At 51.5% G+C, this 21003-nt stretch carries 15 protein-coding genes; 13 read left to right on the forward strand and 2 right to left on the reverse strand.

Translation table 11 applies throughout. The annotated features are described in order from the left end of the window. Window positions 1-566 precede the first annotated feature (566 nt). The 10 genes from H6G89_RS04285 to H6G89_RS04330 all read left to right on the forward strand — a co-directional run bounded on the left by H6G89_RS04285 (window position 567) and on the right by H6G89_RS04330 (window position 12982). Window positions 567-2150 (forward strand): type I secretion C-terminal target domain-containing protein, encoded by a 1584-nt coding sequence (locus tag H6G89_RS04285; RefSeq protein ID WP_190504036.1) that lies wholly within the window; start codon window positions 567-569, stop codon window positions 2148-2150. 1009 nt (window positions 2151-3159) lie between these two features. Continuing rightward, window positions 3160-6681: a Calx-beta domain-containing protein gene (locus H6G89_RS04290; protein ID WP_190504037.1), complete on the forward strand. Its 3522-nt coding sequence runs from the start codon at window positions 3160-3162 to the stop codon at window positions 6679-6681. A 158-nt stretch (window positions 6682-6839) separates the two neighbouring features. Next, window positions 6840-8282, forward strand: a complete 1443-nt coding sequence (locus H6G89_RS04295) for a PP2C family protein-serine/threonine phosphatase (RefSeq protein WP_190504038.1) — start codon at window positions 6840-6842, stop codon at window positions 8280-8282. Window positions 8283-8345: 63 nt separating this feature from the next. Next, entirely contained in the window at window positions 8346-8591 is a 246-nt protein-coding gene (locus tag H6G89_RS04300) for a hypothetical protein (RefSeq protein WP_199336521.1), read from the forward strand. 308 nt (window positions 8592-8899) lie between these two features. Continuing rightward, on the forward strand, window positions 8900-10312 hold the full coding sequence (gene argH / locus H6G89_RS04305) for an argininosuccinate lyase (RefSeq protein ID WP_190504039.1): 1413 nt from the start codon (window positions 8900-8902) through the stop codon (window positions 10310-10312). A 17-nt stretch (window positions 10313-10329) separates the two neighbouring features. Continuing rightward, complete coding sequence (locus H6G89_RS04310) at window positions 10330-11256, forward strand: AraC family transcriptional regulator (RefSeq protein ID WP_190504040.1); 927 nt, start codon at window positions 10330-10332, stop codon at window positions 11254-11256. A gap of 113 nt (window positions 11257-11369) precedes the next feature. Continuing rightward, window positions 11370-11783: an ester cyclase gene (locus tag H6G89_RS04315; protein WP_190504041.1), complete on the forward strand. Its 414-nt coding sequence runs from the start codon at window positions 11370-11372 to the stop codon at window positions 11781-11783. Between the two features lie 11 nt (window positions 11784-11794). After that, a complete protein-coding gene (locus H6G89_RS04320; protein WP_190504042.1) occupies window positions 11795-12196 on the forward strand; it encodes an EthD domain-containing protein in 402 nt (133 codons plus the stop codon). A gap of 39 nt (window positions 12197-12235) precedes the next feature. After that, window positions 12236-12529 carry a hypothetical protein gene (locus H6G89_RS04325; protein WP_190504043.1) on the forward strand — a complete coding sequence of 98 codons (294 nt, stop codon included), beginning with the start codon at window positions 12236-12238 and terminating at the stop codon, window positions 12527-12529. Between the two features lie 33 nt (window positions 12530-12562). After that, window positions 12563-12982 (forward strand): nuclear transport factor 2 family protein, encoded by a 420-nt coding sequence (locus H6G89_RS04330; protein ID WP_190504044.1) that lies wholly within the window; start codon window positions 12563-12565, stop codon window positions 12980-12982. Between the two features lie 23 nt (window positions 12983-13005). On the opposite strand, the gene H6G89_RS04335 is transcribed toward H6G89_RS04330, so the two are convergent. Next, complete coding sequence (locus tag H6G89_RS04335) at window positions 13006-13785, reverse strand: tetratricopeptide repeat protein (protein WP_190504045.1); 780 nt, start codon at window positions 13783-13785, stop codon at window positions 13006-13008. Window positions 13786-14276: 491 nt separating this feature from the next. On the opposite strand from H6G89_RS04335, the gene H6G89_RS04340 reads away from it, so the two are divergent. After that, complete coding sequence (locus H6G89_RS04340; RefSeq protein WP_190504365.1) at window positions 14277-14741, forward strand: hypothetical protein; 465 nt, start codon at window positions 14277-14279, stop codon at window positions 14739-14741. Window positions 14742-15010: 269 nt separating this feature from the next. Here H6G89_RS04340 and H6G89_RS04345 read toward each other — a convergent pair whose 3' ends face one another. Beyond that, the gene (locus tag H6G89_RS04345; protein WP_190504046.1) at window positions 15011-15148 is read right to left on the reverse strand and encodes a photosystem II reaction center protein K; all 138 of its coding nucleotides are present in this window, start codon (window positions 15146-15148) and stop codon (window positions 15011-15013) included. A 263-nt stretch (window positions 15149-15411) separates the two neighbouring features. Here H6G89_RS04345 and H6G89_RS04350 point away from each other — a divergent pair, with 263 nt between their 5' ends. After that, window positions 15412-15738, forward strand: a complete 327-nt coding sequence (locus H6G89_RS04350; RefSeq protein ID WP_190504047.1) for a WGxxGxxG family protein — start codon at window positions 15412-15414, stop codon at window positions 15736-15738. A gap of 318 nt (window positions 15739-16056) precedes the next feature. Then, window positions 16057-20937 carry a CHAT domain-containing protein gene (locus H6G89_RS04355; protein WP_190504048.1) on the forward strand — a complete coding sequence of 1627 codons (4881 nt, stop codon included), beginning with the start codon at window positions 16057-16059 and terminating at the stop codon, window positions 20935-20937. Window positions 20938-21003: the final 66 nt, after the last annotated feature.

Raw genomic sequence — 21003 nt, forward strand, 5'->3', positions numbered from 1 at the left:
AATTTCCGTTAAACAACCCGGAAAATGCTGAGGTTCAGTGTAAAAAGTGGAAAAATCCGTGTTTTTCCATCAGTGTTATCGAACCGTAGCGGAGTAGATCCACTGAGGAAGCTGCCTCGTAAAACATCTCTAAGTCTCTAACCCTGGCTGGCGAAGATTTGTTTAACCTTCGTCAGTTTCATAAGGTTTGTTGACTGGTAGAGCCTCACTCACCGTTTTGACAAGAGACTTTCATCGCCTGTGCGCTGCAACCTCACCCTACTGAGGTTAGCTTGGTTTGTCCAAACGAAGGCATTTAGCTCCTATGGCAACTGTCAAGACAGTCAGTGCAAAGGGTGCGTAGGGAAGTGCCCCTATCCGTTATCCTGGCTGACCCTTCGATCGCTGATCCATGCCTTCGCAATGATGCGAAATCCCACGTTCAAACCCCGCCGCTGAGACTGGGTATGCCGACATCAACGGTTCACCCTGACGCTTGATGCGCCTGTCTGTCTTGGGGGATCGTTTTTGATGCCGATTTGAACCCATCCCATCTTTGTCATCTGCCCTATCACATCACAAAGCCCATGGTTTTAACCCTTGTCCGGACGATCAACGTAGACTCCAGAGGCAGTAACGGTACAGTTGAAACGGCTGAATTCTCTCCAGATAGCCAGTTTGTCACTACGGGATCAAGTGATGGTAAGGTCAGGCTCTTTCGCGTTAGTGATGGCGCACTACTCTGGGAAAGCACCTATTGGGACGGGTCACTCGACGATTCGGATGGGGAAATTGAAGCAGTCTATTTCTCAGCGGATGGGTCAGCGATCGCCGCAGGGGGCAACTCCGACGGCATTAAAATTTATCGGGCATCGGATGGCAGTTTGCTCAGCGATTTGGGAGGCAATGGAGCCGATGGGCTGGCTTTCTCGCCCAATGGAGCTTACTTCGCAGGTGCCAATCGGGGACGCAGGGCGAATAATCCAAGTGATGCTCGCATGTATAACCCTACGACCTGGAGCTTGATCTACAGCAATCGCATCCTTCATAACAACGAAATTAACTCAATCGATTTCACTCGTGATAGTCAGTATGTAGTGACGGGATCGCGCGATCGCACCGTTCAGATTCGACAGGCAGCGGATGGTGCGCTAGTCCGCAAAATTCAGGTGAGTGAAGATGAGGGATCGGTGAAATCGGTTCGGGTGTCACCGAATGGAGAACTGATCGCGGTTGCCAATGGCACGGAAAGGGTTGCCAAGGTGTTTCGCTTTAGTGATGGTGCGCTGCTGGCGACCTTGCCCCACGAAGATCTCCTGTTAGAGGCGGTCGCTTTCTCTCCGGATGGCAGGTATCTGGCAACGGGGGGCGGTGGCTCTGAAGAGCTTCCTGTGGGAGCCAATCAAGGGTTGCGGCTCTATCGAACGTCCGATTTCGCGCTCGTGGCGCAGTTCACTGAACACACTCAGGGAATTGAGTACATTGATTTCTCCCCGGATGGTCGTTCTGTCGTGACGGCGAGTGAAGATGGCACGATTAAGCTGTGGCGATTTCCGCTACCTGCGGTCGCCCCTATCCCGATTCAAACTCCGACTCCAACTCTAACTCCAACGCCGGATGGCACGCTGACTCCATCCCCTGGAGGTGATCCCACGGTGCCCGATGCTCCTTGTACCCCTGGAGTGCGGCGGTCAGGTAACAATCGCGCTAATCGGTTGCGTGGCAGTCAGGGATGTGATGTCATCTCTGGGCGCGGTGGTGCAGACATCCTGATCGGGCTAAATGGCAACGACACGATGGTCGGTGGAGCGGGCGACGATCGCCTCCATGGAGATGCGGGTAATGATGTGTTGACCGGGGGTGTCGGAGTGGATCTGATATGGGGTGGTGCGGGGGGCGATCGCTTTGTCTATAACTCAATTCGGGAGGGGGGCGATCGCATCCGTGGGTTTGACTCAGCCCTCGATAAGCTTGATCTCAGTCGGGTTATTGCAGGAGCAGGTCAACCACCCGGGGGACTGGCAAACTATGTGCGTTTCCGCCAGGTAGGAGCAAATACGGTAGTCAGTATTGATAGCAACGGCAGCATTGGCGGAGCAGTATTTAGAAGCTTGGTTATCCTTGAACGCGCTGTTGCTGGCTCCCTCAGTGCTTCCAATGTGATGTTGTGATAGCCCTGTTTTAACGTGAATTCGGGATAAGGATTTCGGCGGTTAAAACCGCCGCTGTCGGAGCAAAACCGACCTGCATCAGTTCGTCAAATCCTGCCTTTTCCGGAGTCTGCGTCGGCGGACTTCGCTCTAGTAGCCGCGAATTCCTTCGCCGGGCTCTTAAACCGAACTGACGCTGTTTTAGGGGTTGTCTCGGCTTTTGAGGAGTATTACTTCCTCATCCCCATCTCAACTGACAGCCGTGTGCCCTTGGGTTGAGTACAGGGGTGCCGCTATATGCAGACATCCTTTAAGTCTTCATACAAGGTTTAAAGCATTCCTGGATGATCCGCAGAAATCACAAATTTCCGTAAAGATGCTGAGTAGTAGGTGTTAATAATCACGCTAAATCGGATATAAAAGACGAAGAGTCGAATTCCGTAATTTCTCTAGGTTGACCCTGTTAGATACGCTTCTCTTTTCTGAGCCATTTGTTTATTTTTGGGCTGTACGTCCGGAAATAGGTAATTACCTATGTAAAAAGGTAGCAATTCGTGTTTTTCCAAACAGTGCGATCGAAACTCTACTGAAGTAGATCTACTGAAAAAACTTCCCTCATGAAGCATCTTTGTAAGTCTCTAATCACTACTGAGAGGGCATTCTACGCTCCATTAATTTTGCGGGTGTTGCTCGTTGACCTACAGGTACTCAACTAAGTTCTGATACGAGGCTTTGTCATTTTTAGTGCGATCGCTGCTGTAAGGCTGAATTAGTTCCGACGAAGGCATCTAACTTCTATAAATGCCTTCTACATCAGCACGAGAACACACTACAAAAACACACAAATTGAGATTAACAAACGGACTGAAACGACAGTTCACCTACTCCACTTAAGGAGATCGGTTGTGTTCAAAATGTTGCCGATTACCGTCCCTGTTGACCTGCAAAAAACAAAATTCCCTTCTGCTATCAGCGATAACCCCTGTTTCTGAAGACACATCATTCCTAGCCTTACCTGGAAGGAGTTTATATGACAACTCGAATTGAGGCGGAGAGCTTAACTCGTACAGGTAGCTTTCGTTTAGAGCCTAGCTCCATTGCGTCTGGAGGCAACCTCATCAGTTTTGTAGGAGGAAGCACCAACGAAACAGGACGAGCTTTTGGCAACCTCAACTTGCCCTCTGGCAACTACGACATCATCGTTAGTTATTTCGATGAGAATGATGGTGCTGCTACGTTGCAAGTACGCTTAGCAGGGCAATCTGTCGATAGCTGGACACTCAACCAAAGCTTGAATGGAGGCGGGGTTAGCAACAGTACTCGCACATCTCGAACGATCGCCAATCAGTTGATTAACACCGGAGATTTGTTTGAGATTTTGGGCACTGAGCAGGGCGGTGAGTATTTGCGGGTGGACTACATCGAGTTTCGTCCAGTCAGCACTCCCACTCCCACTCCTGGCACTTTAGCCTTTAGCACTGCAAGTTACAGCGTTAACGAGAATGGGACTCCGGTCAGTAATGTGACCATTACTCGCAGTGGGGGAAGCAGTGGGGCAGTGAGTGTGACGGTCACACCAACGGCTGGAACTGCAACGGCTGGTAGTGACTTCAATAGCAATCCAATTACCGTGAGCTTTGCGGATGGGGAGACAAGCAAAATCGTCACAATTCCCATCGTGAATGACACGACTGTCGAGGGGAATGAAACCGTTAACCTGACCCTGAGCAACCCCACAGGAGGAGCTACACTCGGAACTCAAGCCATCGCCACACTGACGATTGTGAACGACGATGTGGCTCCCGTTCCTGGAACTTTAGCCTTCAGCACTGCAAATTACAGCGTTAATGAAAATGGCACTGTCATTAGCACAGTGACAGTAACGCGCAGCGGAGGGAGTGATGGAGCAGTCAGCGTTACCGTCACGCCCACCGATGAAACGGCGATCGCCCCAGATGACTACAACCCGGATGCCGTTGTCATCTCCTTTGCTGATGGGGAAACCAGCAAGACTGTGGAGATCCCCATTGTTAACGACAATACCCAAGAGAATAATGAAACCCTCAACCTGACTTTGAGTAACCCCACAGGGGGAGCAACCCTGGGAACTCAAGCCACCGCTACGCTAACGATCGTTGATGACGATAACCCTGGCACGTTTGCCTTTAGCTCTGCCAGCTACAGCGTCAATGAAGAGGGCACTGCAATTAACGCCATCACAATTACCCGCACTGGTGGAAGCAGGGGAGCGGTGAGTGTGACCGTCACGCCCACGGATGGAACGGCGATCGCCCCAGATGACTACGATCCAGATGCCGTTGTCGTCTCCTTTGCCGATGGGGAAACCAGCAAAACGGTCACGATTCCCATCACGAACGATAATGCTGTCGAGGGCAATGAGACCATCAACCTGACCCTGAGCAACCCGACAGGAGGGGCAACCCTGGGCAGTCGCACGACGGCAACGCTAACTATCGTTGATGATGAAACCCCCGGCACCCTCGCCTTTAGCTCTGCCACCTATAGCGTTAATGAAAATGGCACTGCCGTTAATGCAATCACCATCGCTCGGACAGGCGGCAGCGATGGAGCGGTCAGTGTCAGAGTCACGCCCACGAATGGAACGGCGATCGCCCCAAATGACTACGATCCAGATGCCGTTGTTGTCTCCTTTGCCAATGGGGAAACCAGTAAAACGGTCACGATTCCCATCACGAACGATAATGCTGTCGAGGGCAATGAGACGATCAACCTGACCCTGAGCAACCCCACAGGAGGGGCAACCCTGGGCAGTCGCACGACGGCAACGCTAACTGTCGTTGATGATGAAACCCCCGGCACCCTCGCCTTTAGCTCTGCCACCTATAGCGTTAATGAAAATGGCACTGCCGTTAATGCAATCACCATTGCTCGGACAGGCGGCAGTGATGGTGTTGTCAGTGTCACTCTGACGCCCAGCAATGGCACAGCAACGGCTCCACAAGACTTTAACAATAGCCCGATTGTGGTGGAATTTGCCGCAGGCGAAATCAGCAAAACGGTCACGATTCCCATCGTGAATGACCCCGTTTTTGAAGGTAATGAAACCATTAACCTGACTCTAAGCAACCCCACTGGAAGAGCGACACTGGGAACTCAAACCACAGCTACCTTAACCATCAATAATGATGACCTCTCAGAAGACCCACTGCTCGTTCGGACGGTTGGGGTTGATCCTCGTGGCTTTGGGGGCACAGTTGAATCGGTAGAGTTTTCCCCGAACAACGAATTTTTCGTGGCTGGAGCAGGGGATGGCAAACTCCGGCTCTTCCGGACCAGTGATGGCTCATTAGTCTGGGAAACCGTCTTTTGGAGTGGCTCCCTATCCAACAAGCAGGGCGAAATTGAGTCGGTTTATTTTTCACCCGATGGTCAAACGATCGCCGCAGGTGGCAACGGTACAGCCGGGATCAAAGTCTATCGTGCCAGTGATGGTGGTTTAATTCGCTCCTTGAGCACCGGAGAAGCAGATGGAATGGCTTTTTCTCCCAATGGTCAATATTTTGCTGGGCCCTCTGGCGGCAATGTCAGAATGTATAACCCTGCGACCTGGCAGGTGCGGTATAGCAACCGAATTACCCATAGTTTAGGGGTCAACTCGGTTGAATTTACAAGAGATAGTCAGTTTGTTTTGACAGGAGCCGCAGACGATTTCGTGAAAATTTCACGCAGCGTTGATGGCAGTTTGGTGAGAAGTATTAGAGCGGCTAACAGTGCTGGCTCCGTGAAATCAGTCCGGCTATCTCCTGATGAGACTCTCTTTGCCACAGCCAACGGGGATGAAGGGGTTGTCAAAATCTTCCGCTTCTCTGATGGAACGCTCGTCAGAACGATATCTCACGGTTCGGTCTACTTAGAAGCAGTCGCATTTTCTCCGGATGGTAGATATTTAGCAACAGGAGCTGAAGATGGGCTTAGAATCTATCGCACCTCCGACTATAGCCTGGTTGGTCAATACACTAACCACGGTGACAATGTGGAGTACATCGACTTTTCCAGTGATGGGCAATACATGATCACAGGGGGCGAAGACGGCAGCGTTCGGATCTGGCAAATGCCTTCCAATGTACCCGTTGGCGTTGCTTCCAACGGTGCTGTGAGCAGTACTTCTGGAGATACCCTGACCGGAGGCGTTGCGGTCAACGTGATCGCGAATCAACCGGGTAGCGATACGTTAACGGGGACGGCAGCAGCAGATTTGTTTGTGTTTAATGCGCCTGGGGATGGAATCGACCAAATCATCAATTTTGAAGCGAATGACCGCTTACAGATCTCCGCTTCCGGGTTTGGTGGTGGGCTAGTTGCGGGCACTACTTTAAATGGAGCGGATGCGACAGGTGTGTTGCAACTTGATGCAGCCCCAACCAGTGCTCTGGCTACATTTCTTTACAACACTAGTACTGGGGTATTGCAGTTTGACGGGGATGGCATCGGAGCAGGCTCAGCTGTGACGATCGCCACGCTGCAAAGTAATCCATCTCTAACCCCGACCCAAATTACCCTGGTGGGGTAGTAAAAACCGCCATAAAGGACATACTGCGATCGCCACAACATTCGTTAGAATTTATCCCAACATCTTTATGCGTTCTACAGCACCTTCTGTTTTCTTAGCTCTTCAGGTTAAGGATCTATTCCTCTCGGTGAGTCTCTATTCTGCGTTAATATTCACGAATGACATCTCTACCCGTTCCGAGACAACCTTCTCAATCGTCTGATATCGCTGGCAGTGGCACGCCATCACCAGAGATTACGCCTGTGTTTGCGTTAAAAGAGTTGGTGTCTCGGTTGCGTCGAGAGCAAAACAAAATTCAGGATTTGCTGGGGTCGTTGGGGTTTGCGTTACGCAGTTTTAACAATCTCAAACAGTTTTTGGAATTGACCCCCCTGATTGCCAGTCGGGTAACCGATGCCGATGGTGGCGCACTCATTCTATTTAGACCGGATGGGCAGATGCGCCTGGAACGGTTGCACTGTCAGGACAACACTCAGTGTCAGGACATCCGCAAGGCACTGGAGGCAGCCACCCGTGAGATCACAAGTGCGGCTCCGACCACCCCTGGGCAGTCCCTCACCCTCTCCAACAACCTCACTGCTGCCCTCGACCATCAGGTAAGCCTGTCTCTCGGAACGGATGTGCAACTGTTTGGCACGACCATTTTGACAAAAAGTACGGAGCGGGGGCGGCTTTATGTCTTCAGCCGTGACCCCGATTATGAGTGGACAGAGACTCGGCAAAAACTGGTGCGACTGGTGGCAGACCAGACGGCCGTGGCGATCGCCAATGACGAACTCACAGTTGAACTGCGGAAGAAGGAACGACTCGATCGCGAGTTAGAAATTGGGGCTGAAATTCAACTGCAACTGTTGCCGCGTCAGTGTCCCAACATCACAGGGATTGAAGTCGCCGCTCGGACTCAACCCGCTAGCCGCGTGGGGGGCGACTATTACGACTTTATCCCCGCCAACTATGACCAGATCCGCGCCAAAAAAGGAGCGGTCTACGAGTCCGATCGCTGGAGTGTAGCGATCGGTGATGTCATGGGCAAAGGTGTTCCTGCTGGGTTAATCATGACAATGTTGCGGGGCATGTTGCGAGCCGAAGTGTTGAACAAACACTCGCCTGCACGCATCTTGCAGCATTTGAATCACGTCATGTATACCGATCTGGAAAACTCCAATCGCTTTGTGACGCTGTTCTATTCCGAGTACGACACTCAAACCCAAACGCTGTATTACAGCAACGCGGCTCACAATCCGCCGTTACTCTGGCAAGCTGAAACCCAAACCATTCAACGGTTAGATACGCTGGGTATGTTGATTGGGCTGGATGTCGATACGCAATATCACGATGCTCAAGTGCAGCTTCATCCCGGTGACACTCTGATCTATTACACCGACGGGTTTACTGATGCGGCTAACCAAAATGGCGATCGCTTTGATGAAGAAAACCTGAAAAATGCCTTTCAGTGGGCGTGTCAGCATTGCGAGACTCCACAAGCCATATTGGATCATCTTTTTAATCAGGTGCAGCAGTTTATCGGCGTGTCAAATCGCGCTGAAGATGACATGACGTTGATCGTGATGCAGATCAAAAAACCTGACGCAACGGTATAAAAGTGATTTCGTGCCGTATGCTAATTCTGAAACAACTGTTGTCCATTTGGTGTGAGAAGACCCATGTTGCTGATTCATCTTGTACAAGACATGCCAACGTTGCTGGCGGTTAGCCCCGATAGCGATTTTTGGAACCTGCTGTGGCATCCCCACTTGGATTGGAGCTTGCTTGCCCAGCAATTTGAGACAGATGTTTTTGCGAATGCACGCCGATCGTTTGATAACTTTGTCAAATCCGGTCAACTATGGGCATTGTTGATCGGTTTAGTGATTGGCTATCTCGTTCGTAGTTTTACTTCCTACGGCTAAGTAGGAAGGGGAATCGGGAGTAGGGAATGGGGCGTGGGGAGTAGGCTGATGCTCACGGCGGAAGCCGAACGGGAAGAGCAAGTGAGAACGGGTGTATGGACTCAAAGGATGAGCCATGCTCCCTTACTCTCCCGGCTCTCCTCATTCGCTTAAATCTAATCACGACTTACGCCGTTAGCTCCCTCAAATCTCCTTGAAAAGAGGGATTTCCGCTCCGATCCCTGGTCAAAGCTACCGTGAACACAGGTCTTGGTTGAGATGCCAAGCTTCTGCGTGATATTTTTGTTTTTTCCATCGGGGTAGGTCACTTGAACAACTCAGCATCTCAGCCACTCACGCAACAACAAACCTGGAGCCAGCGATTTGAGTCGGCTCTCCATCCGGCGATCGCCCAATTCAACGCCAGCATTGGGTTTGATATCGAGCTGATTGAATATGACCTCACCGGGTCACAAGCCCATGCCAAAATGCTGGCCAAGGTTGGGATCATCTCACCTGAAGAGGGGGAGCAACTGGTAAATGGGTTAGAGCAAATTCGACAGGAATATCGGCAGGGGTTCTTTAATCCCGGTGTCGATGCGGAGGATGTTCACTTTGCGGTGGAGCGTCGCCTGACCGAGTTGGTCGGCGATGTGGGCAAAAAGCTGCATACAGCGCGATCGCGCAATGACCAGGTAGGCACCGACACACGCCTGTACCTGCGGGATCAGATCACCCAACTGCGGCAACAATTGCGCGAGTTTCAAACGGTGTTGCTGACTCTGGCAGAACAGCACGTCGAAACCCTGATTCCCGGATACACTCACCTGCAACGCGCCCAACCGTTGAGTCTGGCGCATCACCTGCTGGCGTATGTCGAGATGGCACAACGTGACTGGGAGCGATTGGGCGATGTCTACAAGCGAGTTAACCTCTCACCTCTCGGATCGGGGGCACTGGCAGGCACCACCTTTCCCATCGATCGCCACTACACGGCCGAGTTGTTGGGGTTTGATGCGGTCTACGAAAATAGCCTGGATGGGGTGAGCGATCGCGACTTTGCCATTGAGTTTAGCTGTGCTGCCAGTCTGATCATGGTGCATCTCTCGCGATTGTCAGAAGAGGTGATCCTGTGGGCATCTGAGGAATTTGCCTTCGTCACCCTCAAAGACTCCTGCTCAACGGGGTCAAGCATCATGCCGCAGAAAAAGAATCCCGACGTGCCGGAGTTAGTCCGGGGCAAAACCGGGCGCGTGTTTGGACACCTCCAGGGATTGCTGGTGCTGATGAAAGGCTTGCCCCTGGCATACAACAAAGACTTACAGGAAGACAAAGAAGCTCTGTTTGACACGGTCAAAACGGTTAGAGCCTGTCTGGAGGCGATGACCATCTTGATGCAGGAGGGGCTAGAGTTTCGCCCGACTCGCCTCAACGCAGCGGTGGCAGAAGATTTCTCCAATGCAACCGATGTGGCGGACTATCTGGCAGCGAAGGGAGTGCCCTTCCGGGAGGCTTACAATCTCGTTGGCAAGGTGGTCAAAACCTCCCTCGCCGCAGGCAAGTTGCTCAAGGATTTGACCCTGGAGGAGTGGCAAACCATTCATCCCGCCTTTGAAACGGATATCTATGAGGCGATCGCCCCGCGTCAGGTGGTGTCAGCCCGCAACAGCTACGGAGGCACTGGCTTTGAGCAGGTCAAAGCGGCTTTGAGTCGGGCGCGATCGCGTCTAGCGTCCTCATAGATCTTCCACAAACCGCCATGCCCAAGCCCCAATCCTTGACGATTGATCTCAAGCAAACAGAATCCTTTCTCCAGATCTTTCCGCGATCGCCTGTGCAGGTGAGCAACCCGTCCACTTGGCAGGGCATCTTTTTGGCGCATCATCGCCAACCCGCCTGGGAAATGCCCGAAAACCATGTTTCTCAACACATCCTCAGTGTCAACATCGGCGCAGCGAGTAAGGTAGAACGGGTGATCGATGGACAGCTTCAGCGCGAGCGGTTCCTGCCGGGGAACACCGCCATTTATCCGTCAGAGGTCGATTACACCCTGCGGTGGGAGCGAGATGTCGAGTTTATCTTGTTGGGAATTGATCCGGTTCTGTTGCAACAAACAGCGATCGACGTGTTGAATCAAAACACCGTGGAACTGGTGCCCTTGTTGGATACCACCGACCCGCTGATTCACAGTATGGCGTTGACCCTCAAAGCCGAACTGGAAAACTCCCAGTTGGGCGGACGCATGTATGTCGAGGCGATCGCCCAAAGCCTCTCCATTCATCTCCTCCGCAACTATTCCGTTCACCCAAAAGCCATTCCAACCGCGCTCACAGCGGGGCTACCCAAACACAAACTCCATCAGGCAGTGGACTATATCCACGAGCACCTCCAGCACGAGCTAACCCTGGCGGACATCGCGGCAGTGGTGCAGATGAGTCCCTTTCATTTTGCGCGTCTGTTTAAGCAATCCACCGGACTCGCACCCCATCAGTTCGTGATTCGCTGTCGGGTCGAACGAGCCAAAGAATTGTTGCTCCGAGGACAGATGGCGATCGCCGACATTGCCATTGAGGTCGGTTTTGCCAACCAGAGCCATCTCAATCGCCACTTCAAACGGATTGTTGGCGTCACTCCCAAGATTGCTTTAGAAAATAGCAAGAACGTATCACGTACCGCAAAAGCGTGAAAGATATCTGATCCTTGAAACATTTACGTTGAGAGACGTAGGGTTTGTCATGCCAGACCCGTACAAGCATTAGTCACGGTTCCAATTCAAATTGGCATTATCGAGCGATCGCAATGGCTTCTCCCAATGCCGACCTGGCAATCTCTTTCTATCGAGCCGTCGAAAGTGGCTCTGTCGATTCTCTCACAACGATCTTGGCTCCAGACTGGGAAGAAATTCCCCTAGCCTATCCCGGTCAACCCCCCGGTGTGAATGGCTATGCACCCGTTGTCCAAACCTTTAAAGCTGCCTTTCCCGATGGGCGATTTCAGATCGAAGATGTGATCGAAGCAGGAACTAAAGTCGTCATCCGGACGACCGTTCACGGGACGCATCAAGGGGCTTTTTTGGGGGTCGAACCAACTCACAAACCCATTTCCTTTGCAACGATCGACATTCACGAAATTGCAGATAACAAAATTGTGCGATCGTGGCACATCGAAGACTTCTTTGGACTGCTACAGCAAATCAATCCTTCATCCCCTTAGATCTCATTCCTATGATTAAGTTTGTTTACTGCATTCGCAAACGTGCCGATCTAAGTGAAGAAGCGTTTCATACCTTCTGGCGTGATGTTCATGGTCCCTTTATCCGCAATCTGGCTAAAACGCTGCGAGCCACAAAATACATTCAAAGCCACACGCTCAACACGCCCATCAATGCCGAAATCGCCAAGTCTCGTGGTCTGGAGCCATCCCCCTACGACGGTGTGACTGAAATTTGGTGGGACAGCATGGAGGATTTTTTGGCTGCCGTCAGCACCCCCGAAGGACAGGAAGCCGCACAGAAATACATCACCGATCCCACCGTGGGGGAAACCAATTTTGTCGATTTCTCCCAATCTCGCGCTTTTTTAACCGAGGAGCATGTCGTCTTTGACTTCTCCTCGGAGCAACCTTAATGCCTCCACATCACACTTCATTCAGTCAGGAAAACTAATATGCAATTTTTGGTGCTGGGTCGAATAACCAAAGGGGTTTCGGTCGAACAAGTCATGCCCCATGTGAAAGCTGAGGCAGAGGCAGTCTGGCAAAACTATGCGGCTGATATCGTGCGATCGATTCACTACATTGCCGATATGAGCGGTGCCGTTATTTTATGTGAGGCTGACGACCTGGAAACAATGCAGGCAGCCGTTGCACAATTACCTATGGCAAAAGCGAACGTTTTACAGTTTGAAATTTTGCCTTTAAAGCCCTATACCGGGCTAGAGGCACTGTTTGCCAAGCCCTAATTTGCCAAAACCGAGTGGAGTGAGAGAAGAGTTATGACACTACGCGATCGCGTTCAGGAATTGTTGGAATTTCAAACAACCAATCCCACTGTTGAAGAGGTCTACGAACGGTTTTATGACGAGAATGTCGTGGTGCAAGAAAACCTGAATCCGCCGCGAATTGGGCGAGTTATCAGCATCGATCGCCAAAAGCGCATGAATGCCAACGTTAAGGAAATACACGAAGTCAAAATTGGGGCGGTGTTAGTCGATGACACGGGAGCAACGGAACCGTTAAGCGGTCGCTCTGTGATCGAGCTACATCTTGATCTCACAACGATGGATGGATATCGAATTCGGATTGAGGAATTGGGATTACAGACCTGGAGCAACGGACGGATTATTCAAGAGCGATATTTTTACGATCCCGTCAACATCCAGGGCAATGCCAAACTCATCAACGAGGTGCATTAGCAGAGACGTGCATTAGACACCCATTAAGGGTTAGTCAGTTCATCCAACCACACATTTACCTGCAACCGTAGACGGGCTGCCAGACCTGTGGTGGCTTGTTTGGGCTGGGCAAGAGCCTCGATCGCCCGATTGTAGTCTGCGATCGCGCAATTCCAGTCGCCCCACAAATGATAGGTGCGTCCACGCTCAGCATAAATGTGACCCTCCAGTTGGTGTCCCATGCAGAGTGCCAGGTCAAAACATTCGACCGCTTGCTCATACATCTTCAGGTCACGGAACGTGATGCCTTGATTGATCCAGGCGCGGATGTTGCCGGGGTTGAGGTCAAGGGCAGTGTCGTAGTCCAGGATGGCTTCGAGCAAATCACCCTGGGAGGCGTGATAGTTGGCGCGGTTGTTGTACACACTGTCTAATCGGGGGTTGAGTTCGATCGCCCGATTGTAATCTGCGAGTGCGGCTTCCCACTGACCCCCCTGGAAGTAAACCAAGCCACGGTTGTTGTAGTCGGTGGCACTGTCGGGGTTGCGCTCAATCAATTCGGTAAACAGGGCGATCGCTTCCAAGTAGTTCCCTTGCTGCACTTCGGCAAGTGCCCGTTGCCGCAGCAAAATGTCGCGATCGCCTTGGCTCAGATTAGAGATAGAAGACTTGCCACCAGTGACACCTTCGCGCGATTGCTTCCGTCGGGGTGTGACACGAGAACGAGATATCAGACGAGCATGAGTCGCAGATGTTTTAACTGCGGTTCCAGTCGAACTAGCTTGGTGTTCCTTGTTACGGCTTGCAGGCGATCGCAGATTCATAGCATCCTCAAAAGTGATATAGCCTGATCAGGTCAACGTCGAATGGAGTTACTGTTCAGCATCTTCTTCAGTGTCTTCCAGTTTTGATGAAGACGTGTGCATTCCTGTGTCACTTGATAATGTGTCTGTTTAAGTGAAATTGTTAGGTTGAAACTACGGATTTTAAAATCACAAGTAGAAAAACCTCCTAACGCTTAAAACCCAGACTCAGACATAAATGCACACCCTTTTTTGCCTCTCCTGGGTTACAGTGAGGCTCCGTGTAATCTCTGAAGATTGCCAAAACTTTGTGAACCCCTACACACTACTCAAAAGACTGGGATCAGTCAGGACGGGATTTATGAAGGGTTTGTAATTTTTGATGTAGGGAGAATGTAGACGGTCTTAAGTTAATCTTTGAAACCGTTTCAGCATTGAGATTGACCAAACCCGTTAAGATTGGCTATGCATTGCTGGAACTACTGTATTTATCGCACGGCTTAAAACTGTTTATGACAACGGCAACTTCATATCCCAATGCCCCGGATGTTTCAACCGATGATTATCTCGTTGTGGGCTTAGCCATTTGTTTTATTAAAGATGAAGACGGAGTGCATGAGGTTCAAGTTGCAGAGCCGATTCCATCAGCGGCACTAGAGGCGATCGCGAAGGGCATTCCAACTTCCTATCGGGCTGCCTGTGGCACAACTCTGGGGGCGGTATTGGCAGGCGAAGATGCCAAACTACCGACGGACTTCCCGGCAGCAACACAATTTTGTGATGACTTTGCCTTTCGGGCGATCGCGGCTGCCCGCACTTACAAAGCCCGGTCTGCTGCTCAAGATCACATTCCCCTGGGTTCTCTGCGGGATGATTTTAATTTCTCAACCGAGCGTAAACGAGTGTTAAACTCTGAACGGCTTGTCCGCACGGAGGACAATGTCAAACAACATGAGTACACTCATAAAGTTTTGTAAAGAAAACCCTCTGATCAAATTGGCTGAAGCTCCATGGTGGTGCTCGGAGTCGAGCATCAACTGTGCAGTGGTATTTAGAGGAACTTGCTATTCCCTTTGAACTTTCTTGAGTATGGGGCGATCGCCGAGTATCTACAACGGATTACTCAGCGAGCCGCATTCCAAACAACGATTGGAAACCGTTGAAGCAAGGAGTGAACAGCAAAAAAAGGGGCACTGGTATCAGTGCCCTTTGTTCATTTTTGTAACAACTTGAGGACATTTTAGAGTTATCTAAAACCAACTGCGGCTTGCCAAACAAACGCAAGCAGGAAGAAGAACAACGGAATCAGGGGCAGAACATCTACCAGGGGGTCAAAAATGGAATAGGCTTCCGGTAACTTTGCTAAGAGCAATGCTGCTTCCATGAATGGGTAAACCTCACCAACAAGCGTTTCATAATTGGTGCATATCTTAACATAATCAGAGCCTACAATTTTTTTTATTTCTAGAGGATGAGTCCAATTTTAGGGGCTTTCTAGCTTCAGATCGATTCAGATGAAGTTTGAAACCGATAAGTTGGTAGCGTGATTGATTTGCGCGGTTGACTGACCTCTAAAACAGGTCTAGCTCATTGAAATGCCGCTTGCAAAAACCTGTCAAATGAATCGACTTTAAGAGGATGTTTATCATGCAAAACGCTTTTCTTTCCAAAGTTTTGGGTGCTAGTGCTTTGACCCTGAGCTTGACTCTGTTTGCTAATTTGCCCGCTTCTGCAACCGCTGCTCCTCCGACTGATACGGCTCCTCCTGTGGATGCGACTGCTCCCATCGATGCTCCTGAAACAACCGACAGTGTTGAAACTGAAGTTGAAACTGAAGACGATGGATTTGATTGGGGTTGGTTAGGTCTGCTGGGCTTGATTGGCTTGGCTGGTTTGACCCGCAAGAATGACGATCGCGTTGCTCGTTACCGTGAGCCTGATGAAGTTGGTACTGGCAGCGGTCCTCGCTACTAAGGAATGGAAATTGAATAAGTTCGACATTCGGTAGGGGCGGGTTTTGCCGTTAAATTCTATTGCAGAGTGCATGTGAGTCTGCTAAACCCACCCGTACCGTTTGCGGATTTATTAAATCCATGATTTTAAGCTCTATTAACCGGAGTTCTTTGAGCACCTGTGTTGTCGGTGCAACGGTTCAAAATGAGAACTCCGGTTTCTCTTGGAGAGCCTTGTAATTAAGTTTTGATCTCGCCAGTTCTGATTTCGGTCAGGGCTGGCGTAATTTTTATAATGACATTTCCCATTTTTTGATCGTTCTTTGCCCCCAGTAACGTCATGGCTTCTATCTCTATCATCATTCCCGTCTACAACCGAGAGTCTTATCTAGCAACAACGATCGCCAGTGTGCTACGCCAAAGCCGGCGTGATTTTGAGGTGTTGATCTGGGATGATGGCTCGACGGATCGCTCCCTGGATATTGCCAGATACTATGCCAAACGCGATCGCCGAGTGCGTGTGATCTCTGCGCCTAATCAAGGGTTGGCTGCCGTTTGCCAGCAAGCGATCGCCCAGACGCAGAGTGACTATTTTGGCATTGTGGACAGTGATGACGGGTTAGCTCCCACCGCGTTAGAGGAGACATGCGCAGTTCTAGATGACCATCCCAAAGCGGGTATGGTCTACACCAACTATGTCGAAATTGACTCAGCGGGCAATCTCAAGGGCTATGGTCACCGCTGTCGCACGCCCTATTCCAAAGAGCAGTTGTTGCTGACTTTCATGACGTTCCATTTTCGGTTGATCCGGCGATCGACCTTTGAGGCAATTGGTGGAGTTAATTTGGCGGCGGGGCAAATCTACGACTATGACCTGTGTTTGCGCTTATCAGAAGCGGCGGAGATTCGGCACGTAGCCAAGCCGCTCTACTACTACCGTGTTCACAACCATCGTCTGAGTCACGAACGCCATCTAGAGCAGATTTTTCTGTCGCGACAGGTGATTTTGCAGGCAATGGAACGACGGGGATTGAGCGATCGCTTTGAGCTTGATTTTCAGCTTGCTTTGGTTGGGGATGACTTTCAGGGACGGTTTGCGTTATGCCCCAAAGTGCCTTCTACTAGCGTCACTCCCAAAAGTTCCTCAACCCTGGGGGATTTCGGGGGCAGAAAACAACCAAATGTTTCCCAGCGTTGGTTAGCCTCCCATCCTCAATTGCTTCGGCGCACGGGGGCGTTACTCGCGGCTCTGCCGTTAGCGGGGGCGATCGGTGCAGGTCGGGCAGTGGCGCAGTCGATTGTTCCGGCAAATGACAGGACACAAACGACCGTCACTCGGCAGGGTGATCTCTACAACATCACAGGTGGGCAGTTATCCGGTGATGGGGCAAATCTGTTTCACAGCCTGGAGCAGTTTGGGCTGAGTGCTCAAGAGATTGCCAATTTTCAATCTAATCCTGCGATTCAAAACATCCTGACGCGAGTGGTGGGGGGCGATCCGTCTATCATCAATGGGTTGTTACAGGTGACGGGAGGCAACTCAAATCTGTATCTGCTCAACCCGGCGGGCATTTTGTTTGGGGCAAACGCCCGGTTAGATGTGCCTGCGGCATTCACCGCCACGACGGCTACAGGCATCGGCTTTGATAACGGTTGGTTTAGTGCTGTAGGCACCAACGATTATGCAGCGTTGGTGGGCAACCCCAGCCAGTTTGCCTTTACAGGTCAACCGGGAGCCATTGTGAATGCGGGCTCTCTCAATGTGCCTGCGGGGGAATCGATTAGCCTGTTGGGGGGAACCGTCATTAATACGGGGACGATTTCTGCTCCTGGTGGTCAAATTACGATCGCCGCTGTTCCCGGAGAGAATCTGGTTCGCATTAGTCAGGCTGGTAGCCTCTTGAGTCTGGATATACAACCCGCCCAAGGCAACTTACCCAATGCCTCACCGATCACTCCCGTGTCGTTGCCGGAGTTGCTGACAGGCGGTGCGATCGAAGGGGCGACGGGGTTAACCGTCGGGGCAGATGGGACGGTGCGCCTGACCAGTTCTGGTGCCCAAATTCCAGCACAGGCAGGAACCGCCATTGCCTCTGGAGTGCTGGATGCCTCCAACACAAACCCCCAAGCAACTAACTCTCAAACGGTGCGAGTTGTGGGCGATCGCGTCGGATTACTCGAAGCCAACATCAACGTCACGGGCACCAGTGGCGGGGGAACGGTGTTGATCGGTGGCGACTATCAGGGACAGGGCACGATTCCAAACAGCGATCGCACCGTGGTCAGCCGCAACTCTACGATCAACGCCGACGCTTTGGAAACGGGCAATGGCGGCAGGGTCATCGTGTGGGCAGACGATAGCACCTCGTTTTTAGGCACGATTACGGCGCGAGGTGGTAGCCAGTCGGGCAATGGCGGATTCGTTGAGGTGTCGGGAAGACAAAATTTGCTCTTTGATGGCAACGTTGATCTAACGGCAATCAACGACACAACGGGATCACTCCTGCTCGACCCGTTCAATATTACGATTGTGGCGGCGGGAGGCACCAATGATGCAGAACTCAATGACGGGGCTGATGGCATCATCAACGAGGGCGACGGTCCTGGGCTGAACTACACCATCAGTGCGACAGCTCTTACAACTATTTTGGGCAACATTACCCTGGAAGCCACCAATGACATCATTATTTCCCCTGGCTTATCTTTAAATCTGCTCGCTCCGACGGCTAACGCCAGCACTGTTACCTTTAGAGCTGATGCCAATAATGATGGGGTTGGAGAATTTCGCATGGATATTGCCAGTAGCATCATTGCTCCTAACCGCAATCTCTTCATCTCAGGGACTGACATCATCGCTGGCAACCTCATCACAGAAAACGCAATTAATCCCTTCATCTCACCCGGCATTCCTGTCAGGGACGTGACTCTCACAGCCCGCAATAACGTCACTGTAGGCAATATTGACACTCGATTTACAGGTACGTTTGGCACTGCCTATGACGGTGGAGCGGTTACGATTACCAGCACCCAAGGCAATATCACAACCAACACGATTGACACTCGCAGCACTGGAGGGGATGGCGGAGCAGTCAGTTTATCAGGCACAAGGAATATAACCACTGACTCTATTGATACCCGTAGCACAACCCTGGCAAATAGTGGCGGTAACGTCGCTCTGATTGGAGATTTGGTATTTGTCGATAGTACGATTCCTTCGTTACCGACGACTAGCATTGCTACGACTGGCAATGCTGGCACTGGGACTGTAGCAATTCAACATGCTGGGGGTTCAACCAACGCACCTTTTAGAATCGGTGGAGCCTTTACGAACGGCACAGCGGGGGCAATTAATACTGCCACAGGGTTGAGCTTTCCGATGTTAGCCGCAGGGGGTGTGGCTCCGGGAACTCCCGCCGGGATCACCATTACCTCCGTGAATTCGGCTCCGGTGTTGCCAGCATCAGCACCCCTATTGACTACACCGCAAGACCAGGCGTTGACATTTTCGTATCCCACGCTGGGTCTGACTGCGACCGATGCGAATGGGGACGTGATTGAATACCGCCTTGTCAGCATCGAACCGGGAGCCACCCTCAGCCAGAATGGCACTCCGCTAACGGTGGGGGCGGTTTTCTCTGGCCTTGGCAGTCTGACCTATACTCCGCCTGCTGGCTCGACTGGCACTCGTACCGCTTTTTCTGTAAGAGCGACCGATCAACTCGATGGCGATGGGGAGCTATCCAGTTCGGGAGCGACTCCTGTGCAGGTTAATGTCACTGCGACGCCGACGCCGATTCCCACACCGACGCCGACGCCGATTCCCACACCAACGCCGATTCCCACCCCGACCCCAACCCCGACGCCGATTCCCACACCGACCCCGACCCCCGGGGCCCGGGTTAATGATCCTCGGCTTGACATTCCGGGGCCAACACTTCTCACGGTTGAGCAAGATGTGCCGTCTGTGGAAATTGACACCACTATCAATACGATAGAGCGGAATTACACCCGACAGTTTGAATCCTATCTGGGATTTGACCAAACCCCGATCGCCACGTTAGATCAGGCACAGGCGATCGCCCGTGAGATCGAAGAGGCGACCGGCGTGAAACCCGCCTTTGTCTATGTCAACTTTGTCCCGGCATCCGTGAGCGCAATGGACATTTCGATTCAAGCTGCTCCTACTGATCAGTTAGAAGTGGTGGTTGTCACTAAAGAAACGGTGATTCGGCGACGCATTGCTGACGCGACTCGCGCCCAAGTGATTGCAACGGCGCAACAGTTTCGGGGAGAAGTGACCAATCCCCGCAGAGTTGATACCACGAGCTATTTACCCACCGCTCAGCAACTCCATCGCTGGTTTATCGAACCGATCACCGCTGATTTGCAAGCTCAGGAGATCAACAACCTTGTATTTTTGCCAGATGCAGGGTTGCGATCGCTCCCCTATGCTGCTCTACACGATGGGCAACAGTTTTTGGTCGAGCAATACAGTATCGGATTAATGCCCAGTCTCAGTCTGACCGATACACGCTATGTTGATATCCGCAACTCCACCGTGTTAGCAATGGGAATCTCAGAGAGTACTCAGGGGCAAGTTCCACTGCCGGGAGTGCCCGTTGAGTTAACCACGATCGCGCTGGATCTGTGGCGTGGCAGTGTTTATCTTAACGATCGCGTAACGCTGGATACCCTCAAGCGCAGTCGTGAGGAAACGCCTTACGGCATTATTCACATGGCAACTCACGCAGATATTGTCGCAGGGTCGAATGACCAATCTTACATTCAGTTGTGGAACGACAAACTGCGCATGGATCAGTTGCGGGAACTGGGCTGGAACGACCCGCCAGTCAACCTGCTGGTGCTGAGTGCCTGTCGCACCGCACTCGGCAATGAAGAGGCAGAGTTGGGGTTTGCCGGATTGGCAGTTCAGGCGGGTGTGAAATCCGTTCTGGCAAGTCTCTGGTATGTCAGTGATGCGGGGACGGCTGCCCTGATGACTGGGTTTTATCAGTCCCTCAATACGGCTTCCACCAAAGCAGAGGCACTGCGTCAGGCGCAAGTCGCAATGGCAAGCGGGCAAGTTTTCATTCGAGAGGGCACGATTCAAGGTTTAAACAAACCAATCACAATTCCCGGTATTAGTCGCGACACGGGCGATCGCTCCCTGTCCCATCCCTACTACTGGGCTGCTTTCACCCTGGTTGGTAATCCCTGGTAATCGAACCCTGATATTTCCATAACCTGAATATAACCAAGTCGCCTTACCATAACAGAATTCAGCCAG

Source organism: Oscillatoria sp. FACHB-1407 (genome assembly GCF_014697545.1).
GTDB lineage: Bacteria > Cyanobacteriota > Cyanobacteriia > Elainellales > Elainellaceae > FACHB-1407.